Source organism: Streptomyces sp. CWNU-52B (assembly GCF_047444975.1).
Taxonomy (GTDB): domain Bacteria; phylum Actinomycetota; class Actinomycetes; order Streptomycetales; family Streptomycetaceae; genus Streptomyces.
On sequence record NZ_JBLFJV010000005.1, the window covers coordinates 332,593 to 349,993 of the forward strand.

Here is a 17,401-nt window from a genome sequence, read left to right on the forward strand (position 1 = left end):
GGTCCCCGCCCTCACCGGGAGGACACCAGCGGCCGCAGCCCGGCCAGCAGCGCGTCGACCCGGGCCCGTGCCGCGAGGCCCTCGGCGTCGCCCGCCATCACATGCCCGAGGTACTCGTTGTTGCTGCCGGCCGCCTTCACCGCCCGGCCCGGCTCGGCCAGTTGGACCTCCAGCACACCGTGAGCGGCGCGCACCGGGCCGGCGCCCTCGATCGACTCCAGTGTTCCCGTGGTGTCCGGCACGAGGAAGCCCACGGCCGCGCTGCGCAGCCCGGTGGCCCGCCGTCGCAGGTCGGGGGTGCGGCCGAGCGCCACCTCCACGCAGGCCGCGGCCAGGTCGAGGCCGGTGACGTGCCGGATCAGCTCGGTGATGCGGTTTCCGGCCGGGCGCGGGTTGACCTCGACGACCCGGGGCCCGGCGGCGGTCAGCTTGATCTCGGTGTGGGCCACGACGGAGTCGAGTCCGAGCGCCTTGAGCGCCTGTACCGCGGTGTCCTGAGCGGCCTCCGCGTCGGCCGGGGCGAGCGCGGCGGGGAACATGTGCCCGGTCTCGATGAAGGCGGGTGCCCCGCCGATGCTCTTGTCGGTCACGCCCACCACCTGCGTCGTCCCGTCGAACGACACGGTCTCCACGCTGACTTCGGGCCCGTCGAGGAACTCCTCGAGGAGCAGGACGGGCGCGCGCAGCTGACCTCGGGCGTTCAGCGGGAAGTCCGCGATCGCCCGGCAGGCCTCGGCCAGCTCACGCTCGTCGTCCACCCGCCGTACGTACATGCCCGCGCAGAGGTCGACGGGCTTGACCACCAGCGGGAAGCCCAGCTCCCGGGCGGCCTTCTCGGCCGCCGCCCGGTCGGCGCAGACGGCGAAGCGGGGGCCGGGGACACCGGCCTCGCCGAGGACCCGACGGGTCGTGTCCTTGCGGCAGGCGCTCTCCACGGCCTCGGGCGCCGGTCCGGGAAGCCCGAGCCGGGCGGCGATCCGGGCCACGGTGGGCAGGTAGTAGTCGCACGACGTGAGCACTCCGTCGAAGCCGAGCGCCCCGTGCAGCCGCTCCACCTCCGGGAGCAGGGGGTCGAGGTCGTTCGTCTCGGCGGTCAGCACGTTGCGGGCCGCGAGCAGGGGATGGGCCGTGCCCTCCGGGGCGGAGCGCAGATAGTGGTGCAGGTCCCGGGTCAGGAAGGTGAACTCGTGCCCACCCTCCCGGATCGCCCGTGGCAGCAGTCTGCTCATCGACCCGACCCAGCTCTCGACCACCAACAGATGAGCCACAACTCCCCTTTCGCGCGCTCCGATTGAGCTTCAGGGCACGCCGAGGGCACCCCATGACGGGGCGCGGACGACGTGACCGAGCACACGGTATCGACAATCATTTTCATTGTCATCCGACGGGCCGGTCTTTTTGCCGCGACGGCAAGAACCGGCATACGGGCGGGCCGTTGAACGACCGGGCGCGGGTACGCGTATCCCTCCTCAGCAGCACCCGGAGGGAGAGCAGGTTGTCGACACCGTTCGACCCCGAACAGCCATCGCGACGGTCGGCGCTGGAGCCGACCAACGTCCTGCGCCGCCGCAGGCCAGGGTCCCTGGCGGACCTGGTGCGGCAGGTGCAGGAGAGAGAGCGTGACCCGGACGAGGGCTACGAGGTCGTCGCCGTACCGGCGTACGCGGACACCACGCTGCCGAAGGCGGCGGAGGACGACACCCAGGAACTGCCCCCCGTCGTCGAGGGCGACGCGGGGCCGAGACCGGAGCCGGAGCCGGTGCCGCGACGGGATCGCACGGCCGCTCGCGGGCCGGCCCACGGCAGCAGCACGGTGTTCCGCCGTACAGCGCTCGCCGTCGCCGCGGTGGCCGCCGCGCTGGCGGGATTCAGCGCGGCCCTGCTGCTCACCCTGGACAGGGACTCGGCCGACGCCGCGCAGGCGCCGCACCCTGCCGCGCCGTCCGCGCCTCCCGCCTCGGCCGCGGCCCCCGGTCCGGCGGGCGCCGACCCGGACGGCCCCGGCACCCTGCGGGAGGGCGACAGGGGACCGGAGGTGAGCGACCTGCAGGAACGGCTGCTGCGCATCCCCGACGTGTACGAGGAGGGCACGCCCAGCGGTGTGTACGACGCCACGCTGACGGCCGCGGTGGCCCGTTTCCAGCTCTGGTACGGCATCCGGGGGGACGAGACGGGCGTGTACGGCAACGACACGCGCACCGACCTCGAATCCCGCACGACGTCCTGACGCACGGCCTCCGACCCCTGCCAGGGGCCGGAGGCGCCCGAGCGGCGCATCACGTCGTCATGCGCCGCCCAGGGTGCCGGTCCGGTCAGTTCGCGGGCCGCGCCACGAACTCCCAGCCCCCGTGCGCCACTTCGTACACGGCGAAGCCGGGCTCCACCCGCAGGAACCTCGCCCCGTCCGGCGCGCGTACGGCCGAGCGGCCGGCCGCCGGTACGTGCACCTCGGCCGTCGAGCCCACCGGCACCCGCACCGAGAGCCGTACCGAACCGTCCACCACCGACCACGCGGCCGAGGCCTCACCGCGGACCGTACGGATCGCCGTACGGGCCCAGTCGACCCCCGTGCGGCCGTCGGGGCGCACCGTGAAGGTCCGGTAGCCCGCGTCGCCCGGACGCAGTCCGGCCACGTTCTCGTACAGCCACTGCACGACCGTGCCCTGGAAATAGTGGTCACGGGACCGTGAGTCGACCGGCCACATCTCCCACATGGTGTCGGCGCCGTTCTCGAACCAGTAGCCCCAACTCGGGTAAGTGCGCTGCGTGGCGATCGCGTGGGCCACCTCGGGATGCCCCTGCGCGGACAGCTGCCGCAGCAGGACGCTGGTGCCCAGTGCCCCGGTGTTCAGATGGTTGCCGCGCTCCTCGATGTCGGCGAGGAGCGAGTCGACGACACCGGCCCGCGCGCCCGGCGGGACCAGGCCGAAGGCCAGCGGTACGCAGTTGTTCGTCTGCCGGTACCCGGGGTCCTTTGCCGTGCGGTAGTGGCCGTCCGGGCCCAGGAAGGCCGCGTTGAACGCCTCCTTGAGCCCGCCCGCGGCCGCGCGGTAGCGATCGGCGACCGCGGTGTCGTGGAGCAGGTCCGCCAGCTCCGCAGTGCCGGTGAGCGCCCGGTGCAGATACGCCGTCGCGGTCAGCCGGGTGTCCTCGGGCGGGTTGCCGCCGTACCCCGGCGGCAGATAGTCGCCGAGCGCGGTCACGGCGAGCCCGTCCTTAAGCCGGGAGATCTCCCAGTCCAGATAGCGGGTGAGCGGCGTCCAGTGGTCGCGGGCCAGCCGCTCGTCCCCGTACACGCGGTACATCTCCCGCAGCAGGAACGGGTACACCGTCGTCCACTCGGGCGACGGGCCGAGGTCGCCGTACCCCCAGCCGCCGCTCGGGACGATCACCGGCAGCTGCCCGTCCGGGTTCTGACTGTCCTTCAGGTCGCCGAGCCACTTGGAGAGGAACCGGTGCACGCCGAGTGCGTACGCCATGACGGGCGCGCCCAGCTGGGCGTCACCGGTCCAGCCGTTCTTCTCGTACATCGGGGTGTCCGTCGGGATGCCGTGCAGGTTGTTGAGGAGGGTGCGCCGCATCGCCCGCTCCAGCTGCTGGTAGAACGGCTCGGAGCAGGCGAAGGACCCCGTCGCCTCCACCGGCGTGTGCACGACACGGCCCAGCACCTGCGCCGGCTCGGGCTTCGAGGGGAACCCGCTGACCTGCACGTAACGGAAGCCCTTGTACGAGAACTTGGGCTCCCACGTCTCGTCGGCGCCGCCGCCCGCGCACACGTATTCGTCGGTCTGGAACCGGCCGGGTACGTGCCCTGTCTCGGCGTGCACGCTTCCGTCGGACTTGAGCTTCTCCCCGTGGACCAGGCGCACGGTGGTGCCCGCCGGGGCGTTCACGGTCAGCCGGGTCCAGCCGGCCGTCGTCCGGCCCATGTCGACCACGTACACGCCCTCGCTCAACTCCTCGACGGCGACCGGGCGTACGGTCTCGACGACCTGGATCGGGTCGTGCGGCTGTGCGCGCAGTGTGCCCTTCGGGGCGTCCCTGCGCTCTGTCTCCTGCCAGCCGCTGTCGTCGAACCCGGGGCGGGTCCAGGCGCCTGGCGCCCTGCGGGCGTCGTACGTCTCGCCCGCGTAGAGGGAGTTGGACCGGGTGGGGCCCTCGGTGATCCGCCAGCTGCCGTCCGTGGCGACCGTGGTGCGTGAGCCGTCGGGGTGGTCGATCTCCAACTGGCCCAGCAGCCGCGGCTCGTCGTGCCACGGGGGCCGGTGCCAGTTCCAGACGTTCGGTGTCGTCATGCCGAAGAAGCCGCGGCCCAGGGTCACCCCGATGGCGTTGGCGCCCCGGCGCAGGTGGCCGGTGACGTCGTGCACCGCGTACAGCACGGTCTCGTCGTAGTCGGTGAAGCCGGGGTCGAGGACCTGGCGGCCGACGCGTTCACCGTTGATCTCCGCCTCGTAGTAGGCGAGTCCGCTGATGTAGAGGCGGGCGCGCGCCACGGGCTTCGCGACGGTGAACTCGCGGCGCAGCAGCGGGGCCGGCTGCTCGGTCGCCGCGATCGACACGCCGTCGCCCCAGGGGCCCTGCCCGTACGGGGCGAGCACGGCCACCCCGGGCCACGAGGAGTCGTCGAACTCCGGCTGCTGCCAGCCCTGTCGCTCCTCGTCGGAGCTTCGCCACCCCTCGCCCGTGACCAGTTCGACCGTGCTCCCGTCGCCCCCGTCGCTCTCCACGAGGAGCCGTACGAGGAGACCGCCGGGGTTCACCGACGCGTTGCCGCGGTTCGTCGCGAGGGCGGCGACCACGAGGCGTTCGGAGCCCGCCGCCTTCACCTCCTCGGTGACGTCGAGGAGATGGCCCTGCCGCCAGGCGTCGGTCTGCTCGGCCTGCCGCAGCACCTGCCTGCCGTCGAGATACAGGGTGAAGTCGTCGTCGGCCGTCGCCAGCAGGGTCGCTCTGCGGATCTCCGCACCCGCGGGCGGTGTCAGCGCGCCACGGAACCAACGGGGCCCGGCGGGCGCGTCCTCGGCCGTCGAACCGGGCGACCAGATCCAGGACGCGCCCTCGAACGTCGGCGGCTCGGGCGCGGGGGCCGCACCGATCCAGAACCCCTGCCAGGAGTCGTCGGACAACGTTGTCTCCCACCAGCGCGGCGTACTCCACGCCGACGGACGGCCCTCGCCGTCCCAGACCCTGACCTGCCAGTGGTAGCGGGTGCGCGGCCGCAGGGCGGGGCCCTCGTAGGCGATCGCGACACTGCGGTCCGACGCGACCCGGCCGGAGTCCCAGACCGCGCGCTGTCCCTCGCGCAGTCCCTTCTCGCTCAGCGCGACTCTCACGTGATAGGCGCTCTGCCGGGCTCCGTGCCCGTCGGCCGCCAACTCCCAGGTGAGGCGGGGCTGTTCCACCTCCGTGCCGAGCAACGTCTCGGCGTACTCGACGGTCGTGCGCTCGATGCGCAGCCTGCCCGGTTGTGTCGCGCCGTCTTCCGCGTGGGCCGGTGCGGCGGTCGCGGTGGTGCCGGAGGCGAGGGCGGCGGAGGCGCCCGCTCCGGCGACCGAGGTCCGGAGGAAGGCGCGGCGGTTCCAACCCTTGGTCATGTGGGGTCCCTTGGTTGCGTACGTGCGCGGATGCGGGTGACGAAGCGAGGGGCAAGAAGTGGGTGGAGGGGAGGCTGATGGGAGGCTGAGGGAGAGACGCGTGACGGCTTGAAACGTTTCACTCGTCGTTTCGAACGATCCTATGGGTGTGGCTGTGGGGCTTCAAGAGGCGTGCGGGTACCGGCCGTGGCGGCGACGCGGCGGAGTGCTGAGCCCTGCCGGGATCGTGCGCGGTGGGGCGGGCGTCGGCGGATGGAACCCGGTGCGGGCGGTGCCGGAGCGGTACTCGGGGGGTACCGGGAAGTGACGGGGAGCGGGCTGGACCGGTGGGGCGTGCGGCTGACGCGGGTCTTCATGGTGGTGGCCGTCGGCTCCAGGCGTTCGGCAGGTTCTCGACCCACCGAGGGCCGCGTGCCCGCGTGCCCACGCGGACGCGCAGGCGACCGGCTGAGCGGAACGTCCAGCCGACGGGAGAACCATGGTCGCTCCGGGCGGCGTCCGCGACGGCAGGCGGGGATCCGTGCGGCCGTCGACCCCAGGACGGCTTGAGGACCTGGCCCGACGTCCCGGCCCGACGCTCCGCCCGACGCCCGACGCCCGACGCCCGGCCCCGTCGTCGACGGCGGCCGACAGAGCCGTCCGGGTCGGGATCCGGGGCCTGATCCAAGGCTGGGTCTGGATCTGGTCTGGGCTGGGCTGAGTCTGGGGCTCGGGCCGAGGGCTCAGGGCTTGCGGGCGATGCCTCCGTAGACGTCCGTCGGCTGCGGGTCGGTGCCCGGCTCGGGGCGCCACAACGGGCAGGAGACGATGCCGGGCTCCAGCAGTTCGAGGCCCTCGTAGTACGCGGCGACCTGCCGGGGGCTGCGCAGCACGTACGGGACGGCGCCCGTGTCGTCGTACCCCTCCTGGGCGCGCTTCAGTTCGGCGTCCGTGTCGGTGCTGTCGTAGTGCACGAAGTAGCTGCCCGACGGCAGGGCGGCCTGGAGGCGGCGCACGATCGACTTGGCCTCGTCGTAGTCCTGGATGTGGCCCAGGATGCCCATGAGCATCAGCGCGACGGGCTTGTCGAAGTCCAGTATCTTCTTCGCGGCCTCGATGATCTTCTCGGGCTCGTGCAGGTCCGTGTCGATGTAGTCGGTGACACCCTCGGGTGTGCTGGTCAGCAGGGCCTGGGCGTGCCGCAGCACCAGCGGGTCGTTGTCCACGTACACGATCCGGGACTCCGGGGCCACGCGCTGGGCGACCTGATGGGTGTTGTCGTACGTGGGAAGGCCGGTGCCGATGTCGAGGAACTGGCGGATGCCCAGCTCACCGGCGACGAACGTCACGGTCCGGATCAGGTAGCCCCGGGAGGCGCGGGCCATCGTCTCGATGTTCGGCGCGATCTGGCGGTACGCGTCGCCCGCCACCCGGTCGACCTCGTAGTTGTCCTTCCCGCCCATCCAGTAGTTCCAGATGCGGGCCGAGTGCGGCACCGTGGTATCGATCTTGGACGAAGGGTCCTGGCCGGGAGTGGCCTGGCCGTCTGCCATGGGAGTCTCCTGCCGTACGTGCCGCCGTTTGTGACCAACCTACCGTCAACATCCCTTTGCCTCGCCCCAGTTGGGAGTGGGTCGATCGGGTGCGCGAATGGGGGGACGGCCCGGGGTGTGCGCCGCGCCCGCCGCGTCGAGAGTGACGACGGGGACGTGCTGGGCGAGTGTGCGCAGCGCCCGGTCGTAGGCGGCGTCGGCCTCGGCGCCCTCGGTGCCCGCGGTGTCCGGCTCGCGCCCCGAGTCCGTCAGATGGAGCAGGGCGCCCTCGCGTTCGGCCACGGCCTCGGCGAAGTCGAGCGCCTGGATCCAGGTCACCCGGGACCGCCCGCGGCGCAGCGGACCGTAGACGAGTTCGTGGACGACGCCGCCGTCGAGGGCCAGCCGGCCGGGAGCGGCGAGGTGCTCGCGGTACGGCCGGGTGGGATCCACGTGGTGCAGGTGCTCCAGCGAGCGCCGGATCGCGAATCCGCCGCGCGCCAGTTCGGCGAGGAGCGAGCCCCTGCCGATGTCGTCGGGGCCCTCGACGACGAGTGTCCGGCACCGGGCGACGGCTTCGTGGAGTGTGTGCATACCACTCCCTCCGGGACGGCCGACTCTCTCCCAGTGTGCCCGGGTGACCCGCACGGCGGGAGAGCGCGTGCGGGGTCTCCGGTTGTGCGGCCGTAGTGATGGACGGTCGGTCGCCGGTCGTGGTGACGGACGGGCGGCGGCGTCCTGGCGCGGGTCACGGTGGCTCGGCGCGGGTACTTGGCGCGAGTGCTCGACGCCGCGAACCCCCTGACGCCGCACGGTCCCCTCCGGCCCCTCCGACAGCATGCCGGTACGAGCCGGCGCCGGCGAGGATCGGGCGTCGGTGGCGATCAGGGCGTCGGTGAGGGTCAGGCGACGAGGAAGTCGGCCTCGCCGGACTTCGCACCCCTCAGGAACGAGATCATCTCGTCCCGGGTGTAGACCAGCGCGGGCCCGTCCGGGTCCTTGGACTGGCGGAAGGCGACGCTCCCGTCGGGCAGCCGCTTGACCTCGACGCAGCTTCCGCCGTTCGTGCCGCTCCAGGGCTTGTGCCAGCCCTCGGTTCCCAGATCGGTGGCGGGCATACCGCTGTAGACGGCGTCCATGGACGTCATGGCTCACAACTCCTTACGCAGTTCAGCCAGGATGCTCCTGGTCCGAGCGACCGGTTCCGCCTGTACGGACATCCGGTCCAGCACTTCGAGGTACGTCACGACGTCGGTGGGCTGGTCGACGTAGACCGAGCCGACGAGGCTCTCGGTGTAGACGACGTCGGGAAGTTCGGAGAAGCCGAAGCGGAAGTAGTGGAACGGGCCGAACGCACCGGGGTGCGCGCCCACCGAGAAGCGCAGTATCTGGATCCGGACCTTCGGCATGTCCAGGACCCTGCTCAGTCGGTCGATCTGGGCCCGCATCACATCGGGGCCGCCGACCGGGCGGCGCAGCACGGTCTCGTCCAGGATGGCCCAGACGGCCGGTGCCTCGGGTTTGGCGAGCAGCTCCTGACGCTTGAGGCGCAGGTCGACCCGCCGGGCGACGTCCTCCTTCGTCGCGTTGGGGAAGCCGACGTGCATCAGCGCGGCGGCGTAGTCGTGCGTCTGCAACAGGCCCGGGACGTAGTGGGGTTCGTAGACGCGGATGACGCTGGCTTCGCTCTCCAGGCTCACGTACGCGCTGAACCACTCCGGCAGCACGTCGCGGTACGAGTACCACCAGCCGGGCTGGTTGGCCTCCCTGGCCATCGAGAGGAAGTCGTCCACCTCGGCCGCGGGGACGCCGTAGGTGTGCAGCAACTCCCGCACGTACGGGATACGGAGACCGACCTCGGCCTTCTCTATCCGCCGGACCGTCAACGGCGTGACCTCGATGGCCCGCGCGGCGTCCTCGAAGGAGATCCCGGCCTGCTCCCGCAGCTGCCGGAGCCGCTTTCCGAGGACCATCCGCAGGACGGTCGGCGCGCTGCCGCCTGAGCGGTTGTCGCTCACGTCCTACCTCCCGGAACGGCCGTCACAGCGTGCAGTGTGCCACGCCGTCGCCGACACAGACAGGGTCGTGTTGATCGTTCTGAAATTATCAGAACGCTTGTTGCGGGTTGAGTGTGTACGCAATCATAGACAGCGAGTGACCTGCCGCACAGTCCGGCGGTCGCACCGCGCAACCACGCGTGGCCACACCGGACTCGGCGCCCCGGCGGGTCCGGCGAGTCCGCAGCACCATGAGGCGAGACCTGGATGGCCACCGTGACCGAAGGACGACCGAGGAACCCGGGCCGGGGGCCCGCCGGGGCCAACAAGGCACTGGCCGCGGCCATCGGGGACGCGGGCTGCTCCTACGCCTCACTCGCCCTGCGGGTCAACGAACTGGGGCGCAGACAGGGCACGGAGTCCAACTACGACAAGGCGTCGGTCACCCGCTGGCTGAACGGACAACAACCACGGGTGAACACACCGGAGTTGATCGCCGCCGTACTCTCCGAGCGACTCGGCCGGCCCGTGTCGCCCACGGACCTGGGTTTCCTGCCCGACCAGCAGCGGCCGGTGGTCGGCAGGGCACTCGTCTACCGCGACGACCTGGCGGACACCTTGCACACTCTGAGCGAACTGGGTTCCACGGACATCTCGCGCCGCAGCCTCCTGGGCACGGTCCCCTTCGTCGCGAGCGCGCTGCTGCACCCCCAACGGGAGTGGCTGCTCTGGCTGGTGGAGAGCCCGGAGGCCGCCCGGCTCGATCCGGTGAACGGCGACGGCCCCGTCGAACAGGTCCACGCGATGATCGGCATGTTCGACCAGATGGACAACCGCTTCGGCGGTGGCGGAGTGCGCACCAGCATCGTGCACTACCTGTGCACCGAGGTCGTCCCCATGCTGCAGCGCCGCGGCACGCCCCCGCACCAGCAGCGCCTGCTGTACGCAGCCGCGGCCCGCCTCGCCGCGATGGCGGGCTGGAGTTCGTACGACGCGGGGGAGTACGGACTCGCGCAGCGCTATATGACCCAGGCGCTGCGCCTGTGCGGCGAGGGCCGGGACCGGGTGCTGGGCGGGCAGATCCTGGCCGGCCTCTCCCATCTGGCCACCAGTCTCGGCCGCCCGGACGAGGGCGTGGCGCTGGCCAGGGCGGGCATCGCCACCGCGAGGGACTCGGGCAGCCCGCTCGGCCTGATGCGCCTGTACGCGATGGCGGCGCGCGGACACGCGGCGCAGCACCGCGCCGCTGAGACGGCACAGGCCCTTCGCCTGGCGGAGCGGCAGTGGGACGCGAGCCGGGGCGCGGCGCAGGAGTCCGTCTGGGTCCGCTTCCTCGACCACCACTACCTGCAGGCCGAATCCGCCCTGTGCTTCCGGGACCTCGGCCTTGCGGCGCAGGCCGAGCGCATGGCGCAGGAGTCCGTCGTCGCCAACGCGGACCGGCGCAGGCGCCAGGCCATCAGCCGTTCCGTACTGGCGACCGCGCATCTGCAGCAGAACCGGCTCGACGAGGCCATCGACACCGCGACCGCGGCGCTGAACACCCTGGCGACCGTGCACAGCGAGCGTTCCGTGCAGGCGTTGCGCGACTTCCGGGAGAGGCTGGCGCCCAGCCGCCACGAGCCGCTGGTCCAGGAGTTCGAGTACAGGTCCCGGCCGGTGCTGGGGGCGGCGGCATGACACACGCCCCGGGCGCGGCCGGCTCGCGCGACAGCCCGGCGGCCGTCGGCTCACGCGTCGCCGGCTCACGCAGCGTCGGCTCACGCGTCGACTGCGGGCCGGACGCCGGCTCAGTAGCCGTCGGGCGAGGGCGCGTTCTGGGCCCGGTCCACGGGCAGGTTGGCCCCGGAGATCCCGCTCGACCAGTCGGACAGCAGGAACGCCACCACCCGGGCCACCTCGTGGGGTGCGACAGGGCCCCCGCCCGGCAGCTCCGCCTGCGCGAAGGCGGCGAAGGCCTCGGGATCCTCCGTGCGCATCCGGTCCCAGCGGCGGCCCGGGATGAGCATCGACCCCGGCGAGACGGCGTTCACCCGGATCCCGTCGGGCCCGAGTTCGCGGGCCAGCGAGGCGGCCAGATGGATCTGGGCGGACTTCGCGCTTCCGTACTGGGCGTTGGGGCCTGGCTTCCAGCCGGAGATCGACGAGATGACCACGACCGAACCGCCGCCGGCGGTCCGCAGATACGGGATCGCGGCCCGCACCAGCCGCGCGGTGTGCCCGACGTTCAGCTCCCAGGTCGCCATCCAGTCCTCGACGTCCGCGTGTTCGAGGCTCCGCCCGCGCGAGCCGCCGGCCGAGGCCACCACCCCGTCGAGACCGCCGAAGCGGCGGGCCGAGGCGGCGACGAAGTCCTCCAGTCGCTCGGGTTCGGTGACGTCCAGGGCCTGGGTGAACAACGATCCGGCCCCCCGGTCACCCAGCGATCCCCGCAGCGCGTCGAGGTCCGCCACGGTGCGCGCGCACGTCGCCACCCGGGCGCCCTCGGCCGCCAGCAGCCGCACGATCTGCTCGCCGAGTCCGCGCGTCCCGCCGGTGACCAGCACCCGCTTGCCGCTCACCCCGGACCAGCCGTGCACCCCCTGTTCGCGGTCGACGGTCCGGCCCTCACCCACGTCGCTCACGCGATCGAACATACCTGCCACACCACTACGCGGCTGCAACCGGACAACCCCTTCACTCCCTGGTCGTTCCACCTGTCCGGAGGGTTGGCTGCACGGGCAGCCGCCAAGACCTCCCTCACCCGTGCTGCACACGAAGGAGACACGATGACGGCATTCCGTGCGCATCGCCACCGGCCGTCACCCTCACCGCGGCACGGCGCGGACGACGACGCGCCCGGTACGGCCTCGCGGTCGCTCCCCGCCACCGAGAGCTCCTTCCGGTCCCTTCGCACCGTGGTGGAGGCCCAGCCGGCCCGCGCCTCCGGCGTGCGCCGCACGGTGGTCGAGCATCTCTCACACTTCCGGTTACCCGCCGAACTGCTGGACAACGCCGCCCTGGCCACGGACGAACTGTTCGCCAACGCCGTCACACACGGCAGCCCGGACCCCGGCGACACGGTCACGGTCAGCGTCCAGGGCACCGACCACGAGGTACGCGTCACGGTCGCCGACCGCTCGACCGAACTCCCGCGCCATCGCACGGCGGGCACGGCGGAGGAGTCCGGACGCGGACTCTCCATCGTGGCCGCGCTGACCGACGACTGGGGCGTCGCGCCGCCCGAGCCCGGCGAGACGGGGAAGCGGGTCGGGTGTGGTTCTCGTTGGACATTCGGGAGGTGCTGTGACCGGTTCCGGCAGTTCGGCCCACCTCGCGCGCGCCGCGGCGCGCGACGGACGAGCGGACCGCCCCTCGGACGGTGCGCAGAGGACCCGCGACGGAGTGGGGGAGACGCACGGGGGATACGCGTGCGACGCGGCCGACATGACCGGTGAGGGCCGCACGGGGCTCGCGCACGACGGGGTACGGGAGATGCAGGACACACGGGAGACACACGGGGTGAAGGAGTCGCACGCGCCACAGGAGACGCGCGAGGTGCGGGAGCGGTGCGGGGTACGGGAGCCGTACGCGGTGCGGGAGGGCCACCCGGCCGTGCTCCCGGCGCTCGCGTCCGCCCTCGCCCGGGAACTGGTCCGCCGGGTGGAGGAGGACCACCGGGTCACCAGGGAGGCGCGCCGCGGCCCCACCCGGGCCGCGCGACACCGTCTCGCGCAGTGCCGCGCGAACAACACCGAGGCACTCAGGACGATCGTCAGGCGGCACGCCTGGCCGACCGCCGATCTGGTCGGGGCGCACGCCTCGACGGCGGCCCTGATGATCCTGCTGCACGCCACGGATCTCGACTTCCAGCTCGCCTGCCGCGACCTGATCGCCCAGGCGGTGGCGGACGGGCACTGCCCCGCGCCGCATCACGCGTTCATCGCCGACCACTGCGCCGTGGAACTGGGCCAGCCGCAGTTCTACGGGACCAGGGTGGACCCCGCGACCTTTCATCCGTACCCGGTCCGTCAGCCGGGCACGGTCGACGAGCGCCGTTGCGATGTCGGACTCGCCCCCCTCGACGAGCAGATGCGGACACTGCGGCTCAGCGGGTGACACCGTTGCTCCCGACGGGTGAGGCGCCAGGGCCCGCCTACGGTTCGAGACGCAGCTCGCGCTCCTGCTCCTGGTCGCCCGCGGCCACCCCCTCCTCGTGCACGGTGAACACCGCGGAGAGTGCCTCGTCGGCCCGGCGCACCGCCTCCGGGCTGCCCTGCAGGGTGACGGCCACGGACGCGGAGAGCTTGTTCGCGCCGGAGGGCGGGGCGGCTCCACCGGCCGGGGCGCCGTTGTCGAAGGACGCCGTGTAGACCGTGGCGTCCGTGTCTCCTGGCAGGGCGTCCGCCGATCCGAAGACGGGTTCGAGCGTGTGGACGACGGCCCGCGCGTCGGCGGCCGTGCCACCGGTGAGGGTGAGCGTCAGAGCGAGATGCGTGCCGGACGTCATGAACAGCCACCTTTGCTGGTACGGATGCGCGCCCCGCTCGGGTAACCGGTTGCCCAGGTCACAAACGGTGGCTCGGCCCCGCGTGGGCCTGACTCCATGACACCGCCATCCACCGGCTCCCGCAGCCGCGGCGTCAGCGGAGCGTCTGTGCCCAGTCCGCCGGCACCCGTCCCGCGGGTCCGGGAGCGGGCTGGTCCGCGGGGTGGCTGAGCGGCGGGGCGAGGTCGGGGCCCGACTCGTACAGCTCGGACGTCTCGAAGTTCCAGAACCAGGCCTCGCCCGGCTCGAAGCTGCGCATGAAGGGGTGGCCCGTGCTCCGGTGGTGGGCCGTGGCGTGCTTGCCGGGGGAGTCGTCGCAGCAGCCGATGTGACCGCACCGGGCGCAGCGCCGCAGATGGAACCACCAGCCCCGCGCGGCCTCGCACTCGACGCACCCCGTGCCGCTCGGCGGGGCGCTCGGGTCGATGCCGTCCTGTCCGGCCGGCCGGTCCGATCCGGCCGATCCGTCCGAAGGGGTCATGACGTCTCCTCAGGGGTGTCTGTGTCCGTGTCGGTGTCGGTCTCCGCGGCGGTGAGCGGCAGGAAGACCTGGAAACGGGTGTCGCCCGGTGCGGAGCGCACCTGGAGATGCCCGTGGTGCTTGTTCACGACGATGCGCCAGGAGATGTCGAGGCCCAGTCCGGTGCCCTCGCCCACGGGCTTCGTGGTGAAGAACGGGTCGAAGATCCGGCCGCGGATCTCCTCGGGCACCCCGGGCCCCGTGTCACGGAACTCGACGAGCAGCTGCTCCCGTTCGAGCGCGGTGCGCACGGTCAGCACCCCCTCGCCGCCCATCGCCGAGACGGCGTTGTCGATGAGGTTCGTCCACACCTGGTTCAACTCGCCCGGGTAGGCGGGGATCCTGGGCAGCGAGCGGTCGTACTCCTTGACGGTCCTGATGCCGGCGCCGATCTTCCCGGCGAGCATCATCAGGGTGCTGTCGAGCAGTTCGTGCACGTCGGCGACCTGGTACGGGGCCCGGTCGAGCTGCGAGTACTGCTTGGCGGCGTTCACGAGGTTCGAGACCCGGGTCGTGGAGTCCTCGATCTCGTTCATCAACAGCTCGGTCTCCACCGTGTAGTTGAGCCACCTGACCGCGCCTTCGAGCGTCCCCTCGTCCACGGTCGCCGCGACCTGGTCGAGCCAGTCGGTGTCCAGCCCCGCCTGCACGAACGTCGGCGCGAGCTCCCAGCCGCCCGCGATGCCGTGGTCGTCGAACCAGTCGCCCAGCGCGTCCTCCCGGTCGGAGGCCTCCAGCGGGCTCAGCGGCGTGGCCTTGGCGACCTGCTCCGCGGTGCGCTCCTGGATCTCGACGAGCGTGCCCAGGGCGTCCCGCGCGAACGGGCCGGTCGCGATCATGCCGAGCTTGTGCCGCATCCCGGCCACCCGCTCCCGCAGCGCGGAGGTGGCCCGGACCGCCGCCGCGGCCGGGTTGTTGAGCTCGTGGGTGAGTCCGGCGGACAGCGAGCCGAGGGCCAGCAGCCGCTCACGCTGCCCGACGGTCCGCTGGGTGTTCTGGCTGCCGAAGAACAGCCCCTCCAGCAGGTGAACGGCCATCGGGAACCAGTCCCGCAGGACCGCGGAGAACGTCTCGGCGGGCAGGACGAAGAACCGCGAGGGCTCGGTGACCCGCATGGAACCCTTGTAGCGCGCCTGGTCCGGGGCGGCCAGATAGGCCTGCATGGCTCCCGCGTACACCCCGCGCTGGGACGTACGGCTGATCTCCACGTCGTCGCCGCCGACCCGGCGCGACATCACGAGCGTGCCCTCCAGGAGGACGAAGAAGCACGTGGCGGGCTCGCCCTCCTCGTACACGTAACCGGGTTCGAACAGCTCCACCCGGCCCTCGGCGCACAGCCGCCCCAGCTGTTCGGCGTCCAGCTCCTCGAACAGGAACAGGGTGCTCAGCTCCGTGATGTCGCACGGCATCGGCCGCCCGCTCACGACTGCTCCAGATACCGGTGGACGAGCATCACGGCCATGGCTCCCTCTCCTACGGCGGAGGCGACACGTTTGGCGGACTCGGCGCGGGCGTCACCCGCCACGAACACCCCGGGCACATTGGTCTCCAGGTGGTACGGCGGCCGGTCCAGCTCCCAGTCGGGCGGCGGCTGCCCGCCGACGGCCAGGTCGGGCCCCGCGACGATGAACCCGCGCTCGTCCCTGCGGACCGTGCCGTCCAGCCAGTCGGTCAGCGGGGCCGCGCCGATGAACACGAACATCCACTGCGCGTCGACCAGTTCGCTGTGGCCGCTCGCCAGGTCGCGCAACGTGAGCTGTTCCAGCCGGCCGGAGCCGTGCACCGCGTCGACGACCGTTCCCGTGCGCACCGAGATGTTCGGCGCGTCGGTGATCTGCTCGATCAGGTAGTGGGACATCGACGCGGCCAGGGAGGCGCCGCGCACCAGCAGCGTGACCGACTTCGCGCCCCTGGCCAGGTACATCGCGGCCTGCCCCGCGGAGTTCGCCCCGCCGACGATGTACACGTCCTGCCCCTGGCACGAGGGGGCCTCGGTGAGAGCCGACCCGTAGAAGACCCCGCACCCGGTCAGGTCCTCGGCGCCCGGCGACTCCAGCTGCCGGTACGACACGCCCGTCGCGAGGATCACGCAGTGTGCGGCGATCGCCGAACCGTCCGAGAACCGCACGGTCCGCGAGGCGCCGGTGACCTCCAGACCGGTCACCTCTCGTGCGGTCAGGATCTCGGCGCCGAACTTCGCCGCCTGCCGCCGCGCCCGGTCGGTGAGCTGCCCGCCGGACACGCCGTCCGGGAAGCCGAGATAGTTCTCGATGCGGGAGCTCTGGCCGGCCTGCCCACCGGTCGCGGAGCGCTCCACCAGCACGGTCCGCAGCCCCTCCGAGGCGCCGTACACCGCCGCGCCGAGTCCGGCCGGACCGCCGCCGATGACGACCAGGTCGTAGAAGTCGGCGGTCGGTGTCGTGGCGAGACCCACCTGGGCGGCCAGCTCCGGATCGTCGGGCTCGACCAGCACCGCCCCGTCGGCGGTGACCACGAGCGGCAGCCGCTCGGCGCCCTGCCCGGCGCAGGCCAGCAGCCGCTTGCCCTCCGGCTCGTCCGAGGAGTACCAGCGGTACGGCACCTGGTTGCGGGCCAGGAACTCCCGTACGTCCGAGGACCGCGCGGACCAGCGGTGCCCGACGACCTTCGTGATCGGGACGGCGCGGTGGTCGGAGGTCCGCCAGGCGGCCAGCAGGTCGTCCAGGACCGGATAGAGCTTCTCCTCGGGCGGGTCCCAGGGCTTGAGGAGGTAGTGGTCGAGGTCCACGACGTTGATCGCGTCGATCGCCGCGTTCGTGTCCGCGTACGCCGTGAGCAGCACCCGCCGGGCGGTCGGATACACGTCCAGGGCCTGCTCCAGGAACTCGATCCCGTTCATCTGCGGCATGCGGTAGTCCGCCAGGATCACCGCGACGAGATCACCGCGCAGCTTCAGTTCGCGCAGCGCGTCGAGGGCGCTCTCGCCGGACTCCGCGCGCACGATCCGGTACGCCTCGCCGTAGCGCCGCCGCAGGTCACGGGCCACGGCACGCGAGACTCCCGGGTCGTCGTCCACGGTCAGGATGACGGTCCGTGTTGCGTCAGTGGTGCCCTGTGCCATGCGTCTCCCACCCCGAGCGGTCGGTGTCCGCGCACGGCCCGGGGCGGCCTCGCGCGACACCGCTGCAGTTGCCCGACCATCGTATGTTCGATCGCCGCCGTTCGCTCCGGCGCTCCGGAACCGCACCGCCCGGCGCGGGTGTGTCGTA

15 protein-coding genes are annotated in these 17,401 nt (G+C 72.2%); 4 read left to right on the forward strand and 11 right to left on the reverse strand.

The window, feature by feature from the left end; genetic code table 11:
- Positions 1-11: 11 nt before the first annotated feature.
- Entirely contained in the window at positions 12-1,268 is a 1,257-nt protein-coding gene (locus ACLVWQ_RS04340) for an ATP-grasp domain-containing protein (RefSeq protein WP_414106794.1), read from the reverse strand.
- 227 nt (positions 1,269-1,495) lie between these two features.
- Between ACLVWQ_RS04340 and ACLVWQ_RS04345 the strand changes: the two genes are divergently transcribed.
- Complete coding sequence (locus ACLVWQ_RS04345; protein WP_414106795.1) at positions 1,496-2,227, forward strand: peptidoglycan-binding domain-containing protein; 732 nt, start codon at positions 1,496-1,498, stop codon at positions 2,225-2,227.
- Positions 2,228-2,312: 85 nt separating this feature from the next.
- On the opposite strand, the gene ACLVWQ_RS04350 is transcribed toward ACLVWQ_RS04345, so the two are convergent.
- From ACLVWQ_RS04350 to ACLVWQ_RS04370, 5 genes are all read right to left on the reverse strand, one after another.
- Positions 2,313-5,597: a family 78 glycoside hydrolase catalytic domain gene (locus ACLVWQ_RS04350; protein ID WP_414106796.1), complete on the reverse strand. Its 3,285-nt coding sequence runs from the start codon at positions 5,595-5,597 to the stop codon at positions 2,313-2,315.
- A 722-nt stretch (positions 5,598-6,319) separates the two neighbouring features.
- Entirely contained in the window at positions 6,320-7,129 is an 810-nt protein-coding gene (locus ACLVWQ_RS04355) for an SAM-dependent methyltransferase (RefSeq protein WP_414106797.1), read from the reverse strand.
- Between the two features lie 45 nt (positions 7,130-7,174).
- On the reverse strand, positions 7,175-7,702 hold the full coding sequence (locus ACLVWQ_RS04360) for a hypothetical protein (protein ID WP_414106798.1): 528 nt from the start codon (positions 7,700-7,702) through the stop codon (positions 7,175-7,177).
- A gap of 308 nt (positions 7,703-8,010) precedes the next feature.
- Positions 8,011-8,256 carry a DUF397 domain-containing protein gene (locus ACLVWQ_RS04365; protein ID WP_414106799.1) on the reverse strand — a complete coding sequence of 82 codons (246 nt, stop codon included), beginning with the start codon at positions 8,254-8,256 and terminating at the stop codon, positions 8,011-8,013.
- Positions 8,257-8,259: 3 nt separating this feature from the next.
- On the reverse strand, positions 8,260-9,126 hold the full coding sequence (locus ACLVWQ_RS04370; protein ID WP_414106800.1) for a helix-turn-helix domain-containing protein: 867 nt from the start codon (positions 9,124-9,126) through the stop codon (positions 8,260-8,262).
- A gap of 246 nt (positions 9,127-9,372) precedes the next feature.
- Here ACLVWQ_RS04370 and ACLVWQ_RS04375 point away from each other — a divergent pair, with 246 nt between their 5' ends.
- Positions 9,373-10,785 (forward strand): hypothetical protein, encoded by a 1,413-nt coding sequence (locus ACLVWQ_RS04375; RefSeq protein ID WP_414106801.1) that lies wholly within the window; start codon positions 9,373-9,375, stop codon positions 10,783-10,785.
- A gap of 110 nt (positions 10,786-10,895) precedes the next feature.
- Here the strand turns inward: ACLVWQ_RS04375 and ACLVWQ_RS04380 are convergent, their stop codons facing one another.
- Complete coding sequence (locus tag ACLVWQ_RS04380) at positions 10,896-11,729, reverse strand: SDR family NAD(P)-dependent oxidoreductase (RefSeq protein WP_414106802.1); 834 nt, start codon at positions 11,727-11,729, stop codon at positions 10,896-10,898.
- 144 nt (positions 11,730-11,873) lie between these two features.
- Here ACLVWQ_RS04380 and ACLVWQ_RS04385 point away from each other — a divergent pair, with 144 nt between their 5' ends.
- Together ACLVWQ_RS04385 and ACLVWQ_RS04390 are read left to right on the forward strand one after the other, a co-directional pair.
- Positions 11,874-12,542, forward strand: coding sequence for an ATP-binding protein (locus ACLVWQ_RS04385; protein ID WP_414106803.1), 669 nt, complete (start codon positions 11,874-11,876; stop codon positions 12,540-12,542).
- Complete coding sequence (locus ACLVWQ_RS04390) at positions 12,490-13,203, forward strand: DUF6624 domain-containing protein (RefSeq protein WP_414106804.1); 714 nt, start codon at positions 12,490-12,492, stop codon at positions 13,201-13,203. The genes ACLVWQ_RS04385 and ACLVWQ_RS04390 overlap by 53 nt, the downstream gene beginning before the upstream one ends.
- Positions 13,204-13,240: 37 nt before the next feature.
- Here ACLVWQ_RS04390 and ACLVWQ_RS04395 read toward each other — a convergent pair whose 3' ends face one another.
- From ACLVWQ_RS04395 to ACLVWQ_RS04410, 4 genes are all read right to left on the reverse strand, one after another.
- Positions 13,241-13,594: a hypothetical protein gene (locus ACLVWQ_RS04395; RefSeq protein WP_414106805.1), complete on the reverse strand. Its 354-nt coding sequence runs from the start codon at positions 13,592-13,594 to the stop codon at positions 13,241-13,243.
- A 133-nt stretch (positions 13,595-13,727) separates the two neighbouring features.
- Positions 13,728-14,114 carry a UBP-type zinc finger domain-containing protein gene (locus tag ACLVWQ_RS04400; RefSeq protein ID WP_414106806.1) on the reverse strand — a complete coding sequence of 129 codons (387 nt, stop codon included), beginning with the start codon at positions 14,112-14,114 and terminating at the stop codon, positions 13,728-13,730.
- Entirely contained in the window at positions 14,111-15,577 is a 1,467-nt protein-coding gene (locus tag ACLVWQ_RS04405; protein WP_414106807.1) for an ATP-binding protein, read from the reverse strand. Before ACLVWQ_RS04405 ends, ACLVWQ_RS04400 begins: the two co-directional genes overlap by 4 nt.
- Positions 15,574-17,253, reverse strand: a complete 1,680-nt coding sequence (locus tag ACLVWQ_RS04410) for an FAD-dependent oxidoreductase (protein ID WP_414106808.1) — start codon at positions 17,251-17,253, stop codon at positions 15,574-15,576. The genes ACLVWQ_RS04405 and ACLVWQ_RS04410 overlap by 4 nt, the downstream gene beginning before the upstream one ends.
- Between the last annotated feature and the right edge of the window lie 148 nt (positions 17,254-17,401).

Excerpts from the sequence above, each read along its gene's own strand:
- ACLVWQ_RS04400 (WP_414106806.1), bottom strand. The coding sequence starts at position 14,114 with ATGACCCCTTCGGACGGATCGGCCGGATCGGACCGGCCGGCCGGACAG.
- ACLVWQ_RS04385 (WP_414106803.1), top strand. The coding sequence starts at position 11,874 with ATGACGGCATTCCGTGCGCATCGCCACCGGCCGTCACCCTCACCGCGG.
- ACLVWQ_RS04375 (WP_414106801.1), top strand. The coding sequence starts at position 9,373 with ATGGCCACCGTGACCGAAGGACGACCGAGGAACCCGGGCCGGGGGCCC.
- ACLVWQ_RS04410 (WP_414106808.1), bottom strand. The coding sequence starts at position 17,253 with ATGGCACAGGGCACCACTGACGCAACACGGACCGTCATCCTGACCGTG.
- ACLVWQ_RS04360 (WP_414106798.1), bottom strand. The coding sequence starts at position 7,702 with ATGCACACACTCCACGAAGCCGTCGCCCGGTGCCGGACACTCGTCGTC.
- ACLVWQ_RS04355 (WP_414106797.1), bottom strand. The coding sequence starts at position 7,129 with ATGGCAGACGGCCAGGCCACTCCCGGCCAGGACCCTTCGTCCAAGATC.
- ACLVWQ_RS04350 (WP_414106796.1), bottom strand. The coding sequence starts at position 5,597 with ATGACCAAGGGTTGGAACCGCCGCGCCTTCCTCCGGACCTCGGTCGCC.
- ACLVWQ_RS04395 (WP_414106805.1), bottom strand. The coding sequence starts at position 13,594 with ATGACGTCCGGCACGCATCTCGCTCTGACGCTCACCCTCACCGGTGGC.
- ACLVWQ_RS04365 (WP_414106799.1), bottom strand. The coding sequence starts at position 8,256 with ATGACGTCCATGGACGCCGTCTACAGCGGTATGCCCGCCACCGATCTG.